The following is a 13,788-nucleotide window of genomic DNA, read 5'->3' as shown; positions in this document are numbered from 1 at the left end:
TTATTGCCGCTGGACCAACTGGTCCCAATTCGCTAATCGGCATGGACTGATAGCGAAAACAGGAGCCCCCATGTCCGGACACGGCACGCCCATCCCGATGACCTCGCATCCCTGCGGCCCGTTGAACGGAACGGCTGAGGTGCCCGGCGACAAGTCGATCTCGCACCGGTCACTGATCCTTGGCGCGATGGCGGTTGGGGAAACCAAGATCTCGGGCCTGCTTGAGGGCGAGGATGTTCTGGACACCGCCAAGGCCATGCGTGCCTTCGGGGCCGAGGTGACCGACCATGGCGGCGGTGAATGGACCGTGCATGGTGTCGGTGTCGGTGGCTTTGCCGAACCCGATCAGGTGATCGATTGTGGCAACTCGGGCACCGGCGTGCGGCTGATCATGGGCGCGATGGCAACCTCTCCGATCACGGCGACCTTCACGGGTGATGCCAGCCTGAACAAACGTCCGATGGCGCGGGTTACCGATCCGCTTGCGCTGTTTGGCGCGCAGTCGGTTGGCCGCTCGGGCGGGCGCCTGCCGATGACCATCGTGGGCGCAGCAGATCCGACCCCGGTTCGCTATGAGGTTCCGGTTCCTTCGGCGCAGGTGAAATCTGCTGTACTGCTGGCTGGCCTGAACGCACCCGGCAAGACCGTTGTGATCGAGAAAGAAGCTACTCGTGACCACTCGGAACGGATGCTGGTCGGTTTCGGTGCAGAGATCACTGTTGAAGATACAGATGAGGGCCGCGTGATCACGCTGACCGGTCGGCCCGAGCTGAAACCTCAGGTTATTGCCGTCCCGCGTGACCCGTCGAGCGCGGCTTTCCCGGTTTGCGCGGCGCTGATCACCCCCGGTTCGGACGTGTTGGTGCCTGGCATCGGCCTGAACCCGACCCGTGCGGGCCTCTTCTCCACTCTGCGCGAGATGGGCGCGGACCTGACCTATGAAAACGAACGCGAAGAGGGCGGTGAGCCAGTTGCCGATCTGCGTGCCAAATACTCGCCCGACATGAAGGGGATCGATGTCCCGGCCGAGCGCGCCGCCTCGATGATCGACGAATACCCGGTTCTGTCTGTGGTGGCCGCCAATGCGACCGGCACCACGATTATGGGCGGCGTGAAAGAGCTGCGAGTCAAGGAAAGCGACCGGATCGACGCGATGGCGCGCGGGTTGCGGGCCAATGGCGTGACCGTGAATGAAGGTGACGATTGGTGGACGGTCGAAGGGCTGGGCATCGGCAACGTTCCCGGTGGTGGCACCTGCGAGAGCTTTCTGGACCACCGGATCGCGATGTCCTTCATGGTGATGGGCATGGGCGCGAAAACGCCCGTTTCGGTCGATGATGGCGGCCCGATCGCGACCTCTTTCCCGATCTTCGAGCCGCTGATGGCCTCGTTGGGTGCCAAGGTCGAACGGGTATGAGCTTTACCGTCGCCATTGATGGCCCAGCGGCGGCGGGCAAGGGGACGATCTCGAAAGGCGTCGCGTCGCATTTCGGGTTTGCTCATCTGGATACGGGGCTGTTGTATCGAGCGGTAGGACGGCGCGTGCTGGATGGGGTTGATCCCGTCGCTGCGACCCAAGCTCTGACCGCAGAGGAACTGGAGCAAGGCGATCTGCGTACGGCTGAGATCGCGCAGGCGGCGTCAAAAGTTGCTGTTATCTCCGAGGTCCGGGCGGCTCTGGTCGATTTCCAACGTGCCTTTGCCCGGCGCGCGGGCGGGGCAGTACTGGATGGGCGTGATATCGGGACGGTGATCTGCCCCGAGGCTGAGGTAAAGTTGTTCGTCACCGCCAGCGCGGAGGTGCGGGCTGAACGCCGGTTTTTGGAACTTAGCGCCAAAGGGTCTGATGTATCGCGTGATCAGGTCCTGGCCGATGTGCGCGAACGGGATGCACGCGATGCGGAGCGTAGCACCGCCCCCATGAAACCCGCCGAAGATGCCGTTCTGCTGGACACGTCCGAACTGAGCATCGACGACGCTCTGGCAAAGGCTGTCGAAATCATCACACAGAAAAGACCCGCAGCGTAGCTGCGGGCCGTTGTTTTTGGGAGATCAGAGTTCGCCGACGGCGATGCTCTTGATGTTTGCCCACTGGTCGTTGGCAGTTTTGGCCGTGCCATCCACGTCTTTTAGGAAGGCTGCGCGGGTTTCGGCGTTCAGGAACAGGAACAATTTGCCGTCCGCGATCAGGTACTGATCCGGGTCACCGTCGAACTTCTTGCCAACCGAGACACCAAACGAGCAGAAGCCGCCGTGCTGGGGCAGGTAGGCCGCCGGGTTGGCCTCGAACGCCTCGCGGTTTTCGGTGGTGGTGAAGTAGTAGGACGCGCCATTATAGGTGGCCGAGTGGGTTGCAAAACCCTCGACCGGGTTGCCGCTGTTGACCAGCTCGACCAGATCCACCCCATGCGCAGCAAGCGGCGCGCCAGCCGCCGAGATGCCTTTGGAGACGTTGATTTCATCCACAGCAAAGGCCGGGGCCGACAGGGCAAGCGCAGCAACAAAAGCAGTGAAGACGAGCGATTTCATTTGGGTCATCCTTTCATTTTCAGATCAGGGCTGAGGTATCCCCTCGGCCGATGTGACAAAGTTAGGACAGGAGTTTTGTACGTGTAATCGCAGAAAAGCCGCGAAACTGTGCAGATCGTTCAAATATCTGGATTGCACGCAAAAACACTTCACACAGCTTTGTTTGGCCAGTGACCCGGTTGCTTTCTAAGGTAGGGGGGTAACTATGGGAGCGGCCTCATGATCCGACTAGCTGTGATTTTGTTCCTCATCGCCGGCAGCGTGAGCGCGCAACAGGCCGAACCGCCCGTGCCTGAGGGCGAACCTCCGATGACATATGAGCGGTTGGGCAGGATTCTCTTTGCGCTTGACCCGGAAACGCAGCCCAGCGGGCCAGGGTTCCAGATCACCATTGCGGATGTGCCGGTTCTGGTGATCACCGATGTAGTGGCCGATCGAATGCGCGCTATGGTGCCCATCAGCAGCACGGCAGATCTGTCTGTGGAGGATCTGCAACGGATGATGCAGGCCAATTTCGACAGCACGCTGGACGCGCGCTATGCGATTGCCAACGGAACCCTGTGGGCCGTGTTCATCCACCCGCTGTCGCCGCTGAAAAAGGATCAGCTGATCTCGGGCCTGGCGCAGACGGTGAACATCGCAAACACTTATGGCACTCTGTATTCGGGCGGAGCGGCTGAGTTCGGAGGGGGTGACAGCGGCGATCTGCAGCGTGCGCTGATCGATGAGCTTTTGAAAGAGGGCGAAGAGATCTGAACCTGGAACGTGGTCGAGTTTCAATTTGACACACCTCGCCGTTACCGGATTTTTATCGCCATCAAATTGGGGCTAAAAGATCAAGTGAAACCTAGTAAGCATCTGCGCAAGAAGGGTAAAATAGCCACATCGACAGGACCCTAGCCAGATGTAACAAAACTGTTATGCTCCCCTCACAAGCAATAAAGGGAAGGCCGCCGTAAACCTCCAAAAAAGGGGGAAGTAGCCACAAAATTCCCTAAGCCAACAGGGACAGACAAACATGACCAAACGTTTGCGCAAAATCACCATCGTGGGTGGTGGGACCGCGGGCTGGATGACCGCGTTGATTTTAGAGATGGTGCTGTCGCGCACCTCCGCGCCCAAGGATCGCCCACGTATCTGCCTGATCGAAAGCCCCAATATCTCGACCGTCGGTGTGGGTGAGGCAACGGTTCCGAGAATGCCGGTCACACTCAGGCAAGCAGGTATTTCCGAGCGGGACTTTTTTCGCGAAACCAATGCCTCATTCAAGCTGGGCGTGAAGTTCTGCAATTGGAACAAGGACGCCAAGGGCAATCGCATCGACTATGTGAACCCGTTTGCCCATGGTCAGATGCTGGAGGGGTTGGAGACGGCCGAGTATTTCCTGCGTTTTGGCAACGGAGATCGGGATTTCACGCAGTCCATCTCACCGCATGATGATCTGGGACGGATGTGCAAAGGCGCGCGGCCCTTGGGGGCACCGGAATTCGAGCAGCGCTTTGGGTACGCCTATCACCTGGACGCCGTGAAGTTCGCGGGCATGCTGACCAAGGTGTGTACCAAGCGCGGTGTTGAGCATATTCAGGATGAGGTGCAATCGGTCGAGCTGGATGAGCAGGGCAATGTCAGTCACCTGATGCTGGAGCGGAAAGGCCGTCACGACATCGAAATGGTCATTGACTGCACAGGGTTCCGTGGGTTGATCATCAACCAGGCTCTGGGTGAACCCTTCATGGATTACTCGGACTATCTGCCGAATGACCGGGCCATGGCGTTGCAGATTGAACATCCGGATCCGGAAAAGATCGAAAGCCTGACACGCTCAACCGCGCTTGGGGCAGGGTGGACATGGCGCGTGCCGCTCTTCAACCGAGTGGGCACGGGCTATGTGTTCTCATCGGCGCACCGGACGGATGATCAGGCAGCAGATGAATATCTTGAGTGGCTGGGCGACAGCGGCAAGGGTTTGACGCCGCGCGTGATCCCGATGCGCGTTGGGCGCGTGCGTAACGCATGGGTCAAGAACTGCGTGGCAATCGGCCTGTCTGGCGGGTTCATTGAGCCTTTGGAAAGCACCGCGATTCACATGATCGACCATGCCGTGCGCTGGTTCGCCGAGCATCTGCCGACGCAGGACATCGAACCAGCTTTGCGGACGCGTTACAACCGGCAGATGGACAAGCTCTATAACGAGGTTTTGGAGTTCATCTGTCTGCACTACCGCCTTGGTAACCGCACCGATGACCAATACTGGATCGATGCGCGGACCGAAATGAAACTGCCTGACCGGTTGGCCGAGAACCTTGAACTCTGGCAGCATCGCTTGCCGATGGAGCATGATATCGAGTTCGTATCCCTGTTCGATCATCGCGTCTACCAGACGGTTCTGTTGGGCAAACAGGTCTATGATACTGGCTATGGAGAAGGCATCCGCGACCGTCTGCGCCCATTGAAGAAACCGATCTGGTTCCATTGGTGGAAGGGCGCGCGCATGCACCTCAATGAGATTCTGCAAACAATGCCGGATCACAAAACGCTTCTGCGCGATATTCGGGGTGAACTGAAGAAGCCAGCTTTTGGCAAGTCGGCTGCAGTGAAACCCACTGTGGCCATGCCGGGCGCAAAGCCGGCTCCGGTTGTGGTTCAGAACATGCCGAACCTGGCCGAAATCCAAAGCGGTGCGAAGGACCTGCAATTGTTCTAGGGCGCTTGGGCATGGGCAGAGTAATCTTCGACACCCGCTGCGGTGCCGAGATTTCGGCTTTGCCCTTGCGTATCTGGCTGAAACAGCCTATACGCGCGCTGTCTGAACAAGGGCGGTCAACGTCCGGATGACGTATCTGAGCAGGGCCGGGTTACCTCGGCCCTTTGTGTTTGTGTAGTCAGATGCGCACTGGGTCACGCCTGCAGACACCATGAAACAAGACCGGCGGAAACAACCGCTCGGCCAGCAAAAACGTATGTAAAGGAAAACAACGCCACATGGCTAACGCATCCATGGAGGAATTCGAAGCCCTCCTGAATGAAAGCTTCGAAATGGACACACCCGAAGAGGGTTCTGTTGTCAAAGGTAAGGTTCTGGCGATCGAAGCCGGCCAAGCCATCATCGACGTAGGCTATAAGATGGAAGGCCGCGTTGATCTGAAAGAATTCGCAAATCCCGGCGAAGCCCCTGAAATCGCTGTAGGAGACGAGGTCGAAGTTTACCTACGCGCCGCAGAAAACGCCCGTGGCGAAGCTGTCATCTCGCGTGAGATGGCCCGCCGTGAAGAGGCATGGGACCGTCTGGAAAAAGCATATGCCGACGACCAGCGCGTCGAAGGCGCAATCTTTGGTCGCGTCAAAGGTGGCTTCACCGTTGATCTGGGTGGAGCAGTTGCGTTCTTGCCCGGCTCTCAGGTTGACGTTCGCCCCGTGCGCGACGCTGGCCCGCTGATGGGTCTGAAGCAGCCGTTCCAGATTCTGAAAATGGACCGCCGCCGTGGCAACATCGTTGTGTCGCGTCGCGCAATCCTGGAAGAATCGCGTGCCGAACAGCGCGCCGAAGTTATCGGCAACCTGTCCGAAGGTCAGACCGTCGAGGGTGTTGTCAAGAACATCACCGAATACGGTGCGTTTGTTGACCTGGGCGGCGTTGACGGCCTGCTGCACGTCACCGACATGGCATGGCGCCGTGTAAACCACCCGTCCGAGATCCTGACGATCGGCGAAACCATCAAGGTTCAGGTCATCAAGATCAACAAAGAGACCCATCGCATCAGCCTGGGCATGAAGCAGTTGCAGGAAGATCCGTGGGATCTGGTTGCTGCCAAGTACCCGCTGGGCTCGGTCCATCAGGGTCGCGTCACCAACATCACCGACTACGGCGCGTTCGTCGAGCTGGAAGCCGGTGTCGAAGGTCTGGTCCACGTCTCCGAGATGTCCTGGACCAAGAAAAACGTCCACCCCGGCAAGATCGTTTCGACCAGCCAGGAAGTCGACGTCATGGTTCTGGAAATCGACGGCGCCAAGCGCCGCGTGTCTCTGGGCCTGAAGCAGACTCAGCGCAACCCATGGGAAGTGTTTGCAGAAACACACCCCGAAGGCACCGAGGTTGAAGGCGAAGTCAAGAACATCACCGAATTCGGTCTGTTCATTGGCCTCGAAGGCGACATCGACGGCATGGTTCACCTGTCCGACCTGTCCTGGGACGAGCGTGGCGAGGATGCGATCCAGAACTACCGCAAAGGCGACATGGTTTCGGCCGTCGTTTCGGAAGTTGACGTTGAAAAAGAGCGTATCTCGCTGTCGATCAAAGCCCTGGGCGGTGACAAGTTCGCCGAAGCCGTGGGCGGCGTGAAGCGTGGCTCGGTCATCACTGTTGAAGTCACTGCGATCGAAGATGGTGGCATCGAGGTCGAGTACGAAGGCATGAAGTCGTTCATCCGTCGTTCGGACCTGTCGCGTGATCGTGCAGAGCAGCGTCCTGAGCGCTTCAACACCGGCGACAAAGTCGACGTCCGCGTCACCAATGTCGACAGCAAGACTCGCCGTCTGGGCCTGTCGATCAAGGCACGCGAGATCGCCGAAGAGAAAGAGGCCGTGGAACAGTACGGTTCCTCCGACTCGGGCGCATCGCTGGGCGATATCCTGGGTGCAGCGCTGAAATCCGGCGACTAAACCCGGTCTCTGACCCGATACAATTCAACGGCCCCGTACATATGTGCGGGGCCGTTTTTGTTGCGAATCAACAAGTTCCCGAATTGGGCGATTAAATGTACATACTATGTGCATGAACGGGATTTTGGGTGTTCAAGCCAAAAATCATGCGAGTTTGCCCGAAATAGCAGCTTCTACACACAGAGTTTACGTTCCCCCGAACAGGGTTTTTTTCTATACTGTCCAGAACACTAGAGATGGTAAACCGGTCGCCTGGGAGGGTAGCGCGCATGATCCGTTCTGAATTGATTCAAAAAATTGCTGATGAAAACCCGCATTTGTATCAACGCGATGTCGAGCGGATTGTGAATACAGTTTTCGAGGAAGTCACCGATGCGATGTCGCGTGGCGACCGGGTCGAGCTGCGCGGATTTGGCGCGTTCTCGGTAAAAAAGCGCGACGCGCGGGTGGGTCGCAATCCGCGCACCGGCGAAACTGTGCAGGTCGAAGAAAAATGCGTGCCGTTTTTCAAGACGGGTAAGTTGCTTAGGGACCGATTGAACGGTAAAGCCTGACCTTATGATGCGCTACATTCGATATGCTTTTCTGGGGGCACTGGGGATCATCTTGGTCTCGGTCTCCCTTGCCAACGTAGAATCCGTTGAACTCAAGCTTATGCCCGACCCTCTGGCCGAGCTGCTGGGTTTCAACCTGTCTACCTCGCTACCGCTGTTTCTGGTGGTGCTGGGCGGCGTTGTGGCCGGTCTGGTCATCGGGTTCCTGTGGGAATGGATGCGCGAACATAAGCATCGTCGCGATGCGACCGTCAAAAAAGGCGAAGTGCGCAAGCTTGAGCGCGAGGTCAAGAAGCTCAAGAAAAAGCAGAATGAAGGCAAGGACGAGGTTCTCGCCATTCTGGATGAGGCAAGCTGAGCCAAAGCAATGCCTGATGTGTCTGTCAAAATCTGCGGTTTGACCGCACCTGATCACGTGCGCGCTGCTGTTGATGCAGGCGCGCGGTATCTGGGGTTCAACTTCTTCGCCAAATCCCCCCGCTATGTCTCGTCCCAGCAGGCCGCCGAGTTGGCGACCCATGTGCCGGCGGGCGTGGCCAAGGTGGCCTTGGTGGTGAATGCCTCGGATGAGGTACTGGACGACATCACGCAGAACGCTCCGTTCGATATCCTGCAGCTGCATGGGGGCGAGTCGATCGAGCGCGTGCAGCAGATCAAGGACCGGTATGGCTTGCCGTTGATGAAGGTGATCGGTGTGGCCGATGAGGCAGACCTGACCGCCATTGATGCGTTCAGCGACGTGGCGGATCAGCTATTGATCGACGCCAAGCCGCCAAAGAATGCTGTTCTGCCTGGCGGCAATGGGTTGGCTTTTGACTGGCGTCTGCTGGCGGGGCGCAAATACTGGCGCAAGCCGTGGATGCTGGCCGGTGGCTTGACTCCTGACAATGTGGCCGAGGCGATCCGCATGACTGGCGCGCGTCAGGTTGATGTCGCATCCGGCGTCGAAAGCGCGCCGGGGGTGAAAGATGCCGCCCTGATGAAGGCATTTATTGACGCGACGCGGTGATCTGATCTCGCATGCGCGCCGTATCTCTCGACGGAGGGGTACAAACATGCTGGCGGCAATAGGCGGCGTTTCTCTGAAACACTGGTACAACGCGCCAGAGTTTTTCTGGCGAGCAGGGCAGGCTTTGCGTCAGGCGCGGGGTGATCCGCTATGCTTGCACGCGGCGACTTTCCGTCAAGACGGTCTCTATTTCTCGCTCAGCGTCTGGCACGATATCGAAGCGATGCTGACCTTCGCCCAATCAGGCCCACACCGTCGCCTGATGCTGGAGGCGAACCGATTGGCGGATGTGAACCAGTTCCACCATTTCCCTTGCATAGGGGTCCCAACGACTGAGCAAGCGCTTGAGCTTTGGCGGCATCATACCCTGGCTGCCGAATGAGGCGTTTTGCCCATGGCAAAACCTGCCGCTACCTCCTATGAACAACGGATACGACGCGGGAGACTTCCATGGCCAACGATCTTTTCAATTCCTTCATGTCCGGCCCTGACGAACAGGGACGTTTTGGCATTTTCGGAGGGCGTTTTGTCAGCGAGACGCTGATGCCGCTGATCCTGTCGCTGGAAGAAGAATATGACAAAGCCAAGGATGATCCGACGTTTTGGGCCGAGATGGACGACCTCTGGGCAAACTATGTGGGCCGCCCGTCGCCTCTGTACTACGCAGAGCGCCTGACCGAGCATCTGGGCGGGGCGAAGATTTACCTCAAACGTGATGAGCTGAATCACACCGGCGCGCATAAGATCAATAACGTGTTGGGCCAGATCATTCTGGCGCGCCGCATGGGCAAGACCCGGATCATCGCGGAAACCGGGGCAGGGCAGCACGGCGTGGCCACAGCCACTGTCTGTGCCAAGTTCGGCTTGAAATGTATCGTCTATATGGGCGCCCATGACGTGCAGCGCCAGGCGCCGAACGTGTTCCGCATGCGTCTGCTAGGTGCCGAGGTGATTCCGGTGACCTCGGGCCGTGGGACGCTGAAGGACGCGATGAACGACGCGCTGCGCGACTGGGTGACCAATGTGCGCGACACGTTCTACTGCATCGGCACCGTGGCCGGTCCGCACCCGTACCCGGCTATGGTTCGCGATTTCCAGTCGATCATCGGCAAGGAAGCCAAAGAGCAGATGATGAAGGCCGAGGGCCGTCTGCCCGACACGATCATCGCTGCCATCGGTGGCGGCTCGAACGCGATGGGCCTGTTCTACCCCTTCCTCGACGACAAAGATGTCAACATCATCGGCGTCGAAGCCGGTGGCAAAGGCGTGAACGAGAAGATGGAGCATTGCGCCTCATTGACCGGTGGTCGTCCTGGTGTGCTGCATGGCAACCGGACCTATTTGCTGCAAGACGATGACGGGCAGATTCTCGAAGGCTATTCGATCTCGGCCGGTCTGGATTATCCGGGCATCGGGCCTGAGCATTCATGGCTGAACGATATTGGCCGCGCGAACTATGTCGCCATCACCGACAAAGAGGCGCTTGAGGCGTTCCAGCTCTGCTGTGCCACCGAAGGCATCATCCCGGCGCTGGAGCCTAGCCACGCACTGGCCCATGTGATGAAGATTGCACCCGATCTGCCGAATGATCACCTGATCTGCATGAATATGTGCGGACGCGGCGACAAGGACGTTCAGACCGTCGCCAAATACCTGAACTTCGACATGTCTGACACCGAAGGCCGCACGGCGGATTGATCTCGGACAGACCGGAACAGGCAGAACCGGCCCCAAGAGCGGGGCCGGTTTTTCTTTGTCGTTCGTGCAGACCAGTTTCGAACCGCTCGACGTACCGCGGTCTCCTCCGTTCGGATTATGTCTTCCTGTTACCCGCCCGCCGTCAATTGGCGCGCGCTGCGTGTTGGCGCAGGATGTCCAGCGGCACGATCTCAAGCGCGCGCTGATGCGTGGCTTCAAGATGGACCTTGGGTGCGCAGCCTTCGTCATGCGCCTGAAGGAAGCGACCAGCGCAAAGACACCAGCTGTCCCCGGGGTTGAGGCCCGGAAAGTTGAACTCGGGTCGAGGGGTGCTGAGGTCGTTGCCAACGTATTTCGAATAGGCCAGAAATTCGGCCGTCATGACGGCGCAGACAGTGTGGCTGCCCTGATCCTCGATGCAGGTGTTGCAGGCCCCGTCGCGGAAGAACCCGGTCAACGGGTCTTTCGAGCAATCGGCCAGAACGCCGCCGAGAACATTGATGCTGTCTTCTTTCTGCATAAGGCTCACCTTACAGGCTTTGCGCGATGCTGCGGAACATTTCGACATTCTGTTCGTTGACGCCCGGTTCACGGAATTTGCGATCCGCACCGGTTGTCATGATCAGAACGCCACGAGGCTGGTCGAAATACATATATTGCCCATAGACCCCGCGGGCCAGAAATTCTCCTTCATGCGCGCCAATAGGGATCCACCACTGATAGCCGTAGCCGATCTTTCCCGGCTCGGTCGGGGCGCTGGGCCAGGTCGATTCCTTGATCCATTCCGCGGGCACCAGTTGCTCGCCGTCATGCTCTCCTCCCTGTAGGATCACCTGGCCGAAGCGCGCAAAGTCGCGCGTGGTGAAGTTCAGACCACCCAGCACAAAAGCCACGCCAGCCCCGTCGGTGACATAATAGCCGTCACGTTCCAGCCCCAGGGGCTGCACGATCTTCTCGGTCATCAACTCCGTGACGCTGCGCCCGGTGGCGCCCCGGATCACCATGCCGATGACATGCGTGTCGATCGACACATATTGCCAGCTCTCCCCAGGTTCGATGAAGCTGTCCTGTAGCGCGATGGTGAAATCATCCAACTCACCGCCAAGGGCCAGTACGCGACCCATTCGGTTGATGTCAGAGTTCGGGTCAAAATAGTCCTCGTCAAAGACCACCCCGCTGGCCATGTTCAGCACATTGCGGATGGAGGCGGTCTCATAGGCGCTGCCGGTCAGGTTGGGCGCGTATTTCACCACCGGATCATCAAGCGATGTGATCGCGCCTTCGTCCAGCAGAATCCCCAGAAGCGCCGAAAGATAGCTTTTGGCCACCGACCAGGAGATGCGACGATCGTCGGGACCTGTCCCCAGATAATATTCCTCGAACCGGATCTGACCGTCCTGCATCACCAGAAGTGAGGTGACCGCGCGATCCCCAATCCAGTCATCGGTCCCTTCGGGCAAGTCAAAGCCGGGGCCGTAAGGCAGCTCCCACGTTGGGCCGTTGCCTCGGGGCAGATCGGCGGTCAGGAAAGCCTCATCCATGTGAGAGAAATTTTGGACGATCTTCTCTTCGGAAAACAAAGAGTTCACGGCCAATAGACGTTGAATTTCTTCGCGTTTCCAGACGCCGACAACCACTGCGGCCAGGACCAATGCCAGAGTGATCCGCAACACCCATTTGAACAGAGCTTTCATGAAATGCCTCCCTCTCGGTTGGTATAGGAGCGCGAGACGCCGCATTCCGCAATCAAGACCTTACGGCACCAAGCGCGCAGGCTATTTGAACTTGTCCAACAGCTTTTGCATGGCCGAGCGGTTGTCTTTTTCGGGCACAGGCTTCGCCTCAGGTTTTGGGGCCGATTTTTCGGGCTTTGGCGAGGTGGAAGAGCGGGGCGGCGCAGTACGCAAAGCCACCGCATTCATGAACTTGCCGCCGTCACCATCCGCAAGATGGCCCGCGCCGTCTGCAACGCCGCGCAGTACGTCTTCCAGCCAGTCCCCATCGGCTTTGGCAAAGTCACCCAGAACATAGGGCGAGACCATCTCTTTCCGTCCGGGATGCCCGATGCCCAAACGCACCCGATCATAGGCCGGACTGATATGCTCATGAATGGATCGCAGCCCATTATGCCCTGCATGACCACCGCCCGCCTTGACCCGTACTTTGCCAGGCGCAAGGTCCAGCTCGTCGTGGAAAACGGTCACGTCGGTTGAGTCGAGCTTGTAGAACCGCATCGCCTCGCCCACGGATTGACCCGAGCGATTCATGAAGGTCTGCGGCTTGATCAGAAGCACCTTTTCGTGCCCAAGACGCCCCTCGGCAATCTCGGCCTGAAACTTGGATTTCCATGGGCCAATACCATGATCATCGGCAATCCGGTCCAGCGCCATGAAGCCGATATTGTGCCGGTTGTGGGCATATTTCGATCCCGGGTTCCCCAATCCGACAAATAGCTTCATGCCACAATCCTCTTTCGCATGCCTTCAGCGCAGAGGGGTGATGGCATGAAATGGCATCCGTTTTCCAGTCCGATGGCAAAAGAAAACGGGGCCCGATGTTGGGCCCCGTTTCACAATCCGACAATTCGAATTCGGATTTATTCTTCAGCTTCTTCCTGGCCGACGACTTCTACTTCGTCCGCGGCCACTTCTTCGCCGTCTTCGTCGTCGCTGGTCGACAGACCGGTCGGTGCCGAAACGTTGGCGATCACAAAGTCACGGTCGATGGTCGGCTTGGTGCCTGCGGGCAGGTCAACCGACGAGATGGTGACAACGTCGTTGATCTCCATGCCTGTCAGATCAACGGTGATCTTCTCAGGAATGTCGCCAGCGGTGCACATCAGTTCGACTTCCGGGCGAACAACGGTCAGAACGCCGCCCTTCTTGATGCCGGGGGCTGCTTCTTCGTTGACGAATTCAACCGGGATGAACAGCGCGATCTTGGTGGTCCGACGCAGGCGCATCAGATCCAGGTGGGTCGGCAGGTCTTTGACGACGTCACGCTGTACGTCGCGGCAGATGACGCGTACGTCTTCGTGGCCTTCAACCTTCAGGTTCCACAGGGTCGACTTGAACCGGCCTGCTTTCAGGCGCTTGAACAGTTCGTTGAACGGGATCTTGATTGCCAGCGGATCTTTGTCGCCACCAAATACAACACCCGGAACCATGCCTTCGCGGCGGGTCTGACGAGCGGCGCCCTTGCCTGTCCCCGTCCGTTCCAGAGCTACGAGATCAGGAATCTCTCCAGCCATGATATATTCTCCAATGTTAGGGCGGGCATCCTCCAAGGCTGTATGCCCGCGTGAAGCCGCGTCCTTAGCTTGTTTCTTGTGGTTTGGAA

The 13,788-nt window shown here is 58.4% G+C and carries 15 protein-coding genes; 10 read left to right on the top strand and 5 right to left on the bottom strand.

Annotation, left to right across the window (positions count from 1 at the left end):
• Nucleotides 1–70 precede the first annotated feature (70 nt).
• Nucleotides 71–1,417 (top strand): 3-phosphoshikimate 1-carboxyvinyltransferase, encoded by a 1,347-nt coding sequence (aroA, locus tag ACXAH8_RS11835; RefSeq protein WP_475218642.1) that lies wholly within the window; start codon nt 71–73, stop codon nt 1,415–1,417.
• A complete protein-coding gene (gene cmk / locus ACXAH8_RS11830; protein WP_475218637.1) occupies nt 1,414–2,028 on the top strand; it encodes a (d)CMP kinase in 615 nt (204 codons plus the stop codon). Before aroA ends, cmk begins: the two co-directional genes overlap by 4 nt.
• A 24-nt stretch (nt 2,029–2,052) precedes the next feature.
• Here the strand turns inward: cmk and ACXAH8_RS11825 are convergent, their stop codons facing one another.
• Nucleotides 2,053–2,529 carry a YHS domain-containing (seleno)protein gene (locus ACXAH8_RS11825; RefSeq protein WP_475218635.1) on the bottom strand — a complete coding sequence of 159 codons (477 nt, stop codon included), beginning with the start codon at nt 2,527–2,529 and terminating at the stop codon, nt 2,053–2,055.
• Nucleotides 2,530–2,748: 219 nt separating this feature from the next.
• On the opposite strand from ACXAH8_RS11825, the gene ACXAH8_RS11820 reads away from it, so the two are divergent.
• The 8 genes from ACXAH8_RS11820 to trpB all read left to right on the top strand — a co-directional run bounded on the left by ACXAH8_RS11820 (nt 2,749) and on the right by trpB (nt 10,449).
• The gene (locus tag ACXAH8_RS11820) at nt 2,749–3,285 is read left to right on the top strand and encodes a hypothetical protein (protein ID WP_475218633.1); all 537 of its coding nucleotides are present in this window, start codon (nt 2,749–2,751) and stop codon (nt 3,283–3,285) included.
• A 262-nt stretch (nt 3,286–3,547) separates the two neighbouring features.
• Nucleotides 3,548–5,233, top strand: a complete 1,686-nt coding sequence (locus ACXAH8_RS11815; RefSeq protein WP_475218631.1) for a tryptophan halogenase family protein — start codon at nt 3,548–3,550, stop codon at nt 5,231–5,233.
• 278 nt (nt 5,234–5,511) lie between these two features.
• Complete coding sequence (rpsA, locus tag ACXAH8_RS11810; protein WP_170377709.1) at nt 5,512–7,188, top strand: 30S ribosomal protein S1; 1,677 nt, start codon at nt 5,512–5,514, stop codon at nt 7,186–7,188.
• A gap of 269 nt (nt 7,189–7,457) precedes the next feature.
• Entirely contained in the window at nt 7,458–7,742 is a 285-nt protein-coding gene (gene ihfB / locus ACXAH8_RS11805) for an integration host factor subunit beta (RefSeq protein ID WP_008758048.1), read from the top strand.
• Nucleotides 7,743–7,749: 7 nt separating this feature from the next.
• Complete coding sequence (locus tag ACXAH8_RS11800; protein WP_170378121.1) at nt 7,750–8,100, top strand: lipopolysaccharide assembly protein LapA domain-containing protein; 351 nt, start codon at nt 7,750–7,752, stop codon at nt 8,098–8,100.
• Between the two features lie 9 nt (nt 8,101–8,109).
• The gene (locus ACXAH8_RS11795) at nt 8,110–8,751 is read left to right on the top strand and encodes a phosphoribosylanthranilate isomerase (RefSeq protein ID WP_475218627.1); all 642 of its coding nucleotides are present in this window, start codon (nt 8,110–8,112) and stop codon (nt 8,749–8,751) included.
• Between the two features lie 46 nt (nt 8,752–8,797).
• Entirely contained in the window at nt 8,798–9,133 is a 336-nt protein-coding gene (locus tag ACXAH8_RS11790; RefSeq protein ID WP_170472088.1) for a hypothetical protein, read from the top strand.
• 68 nt (nt 9,134–9,201) lie between these two features.
• A complete protein-coding gene (trpB, locus tag ACXAH8_RS11785) occupies nt 9,202–10,449 on the top strand; it encodes a tryptophan synthase subunit beta (RefSeq protein ID WP_475218624.1) in 1,248 nt (415 codons plus the stop codon).
• A gap of 142 nt (nt 10,450–10,591) precedes the next feature.
• On the opposite strand, the gene ACXAH8_RS11780 is transcribed toward trpB, so the two are convergent.
• The 4 genes from ACXAH8_RS11780 to ACXAH8_RS11765 form a co-directional block, all read right to left on the bottom strand.
• Nucleotides 10,592–10,969, bottom strand: coding sequence for a DUF2237 domain-containing protein (locus tag ACXAH8_RS11780; protein ID WP_170377719.1), 378 nt, complete (start codon nt 10,967–10,969; stop codon nt 10,592–10,594).
• A gap of 10 nt (nt 10,970–10,979) precedes the next feature.
• Complete coding sequence (locus ACXAH8_RS11775) at nt 10,980–12,143, bottom strand: serine hydrolase domain-containing protein (RefSeq protein WP_475218622.1); 1,164 nt, start codon at nt 12,141–12,143, stop codon at nt 10,980–10,982.
• 81 nt (nt 12,144–12,224) lie between these two features.
• Nucleotides 12,225–12,908 (bottom strand): aminoacyl-tRNA hydrolase, encoded by a 684-nt coding sequence (pth, locus tag ACXAH8_RS11770; protein ID WP_475218619.1) that lies wholly within the window; start codon nt 12,906–12,908, stop codon nt 12,225–12,227.
• A 137-nt stretch (nt 12,909–13,045) separates the two neighbouring features.
• Nucleotides 13,046–13,699 (bottom strand): 50S ribosomal protein L25/general stress protein Ctc, encoded by a 654-nt coding sequence (locus ACXAH8_RS11765; protein WP_170377725.1) that lies wholly within the window; start codon nt 13,697–13,699, stop codon nt 13,046–13,048.
• Nucleotides 13,700–13,788: the final 89 nt, after the last annotated feature.

This window comes from Ruegeria sp. ABV3_008 (assembly GCF_056161185.1).
Note: the sequence above shows the minus strand (reverse complement) of the source record. Positions and strands in the feature narration are given on the sequence as shown.

Bases quoted from the DNA above. Each gene is read 5' to 3' on its own strand.
- ACXAH8_RS11795 (WP_475218627.1), top strand. From the start codon at position 8,110: ATGCCTGATGTGTCTGTCAAAATCTGCGGTTTGACCGCACCTGATCAC.
- pth (WP_475218619.1), bottom strand. From the start codon at position 12,908: ATGAAGCTATTTGTCGGATTGGGGAACCCGGGATCGAAATATGCCCAC.
- ACXAH8_RS11825 (WP_475218635.1), bottom strand. From the start codon at position 2,529: ATGAAATCGCTCGTCTTCACTGCTTTTGTTGCTGCGCTTGCCCTGTCG.
- ACXAH8_RS11775 (WP_475218622.1), bottom strand. From the start codon at position 12,143: ATGAAAGCTCTGTTCAAATGGGTGTTGCGGATCACTCTGGCATTGGTC.
- aroA (WP_475218642.1), top strand. From the start codon at position 71: ATGTCCGGACACGGCACGCCCATCCCGATGACCTCGCATCCCTGCGGC.
- trpB (WP_475218624.1), top strand. From the start codon at position 9,202: ATGGCCAACGATCTTTTCAATTCCTTCATGTCCGGCCCTGACGAACAG.
- ihfB (WP_008758048.1), top strand. From the start codon at position 7,458: ATGATCCGTTCTGAATTGATTCAAAAAATTGCTGATGAAAACCCGCAT.
- ACXAH8_RS11820 (WP_475218633.1), top strand. From the start codon at position 2,749: ATGATCCGACTAGCTGTGATTTTGTTCCTCATCGCCGGCAGCGTGAGC.
- rpsA (WP_170377709.1), top strand. From the start codon at position 5,512: ATGGCTAACGCATCCATGGAGGAATTCGAAGCCCTCCTGAATGAAAGC.
- ACXAH8_RS11815 (WP_475218631.1), top strand. From the start codon at position 3,548: ATGACCAAACGTTTGCGCAAAATCACCATCGTGGGTGGTGGGACCGCG.
- ACXAH8_RS11800 (WP_170378121.1), top strand. From the start codon at position 7,750: ATGCGCTACATTCGATATGCTTTTCTGGGGGCACTGGGGATCATCTTG.
- cmk (WP_475218637.1), top strand. From the start codon at position 1,414: ATGAGCTTTACCGTCGCCATTGATGGCCCAGCGGCGGCGGGCAAGGGG.
- ACXAH8_RS11780 (WP_170377719.1), bottom strand. From the start codon at position 10,969: ATGCAGAAAGAAGACAGCATCAATGTTCTCGGCGGCGTTCTGGCCGAT.
- ACXAH8_RS11790 (WP_170472088.1), top strand. From the start codon at position 8,798: ATGCTGGCGGCAATAGGCGGCGTTTCTCTGAAACACTGGTACAACGCG.
- ACXAH8_RS11765 (WP_170377725.1), bottom strand. From the start codon at position 13,699: ATGGCTGGAGAGATTCCTGATCTCGTAGCTCTGGAACGGACGGGGACA.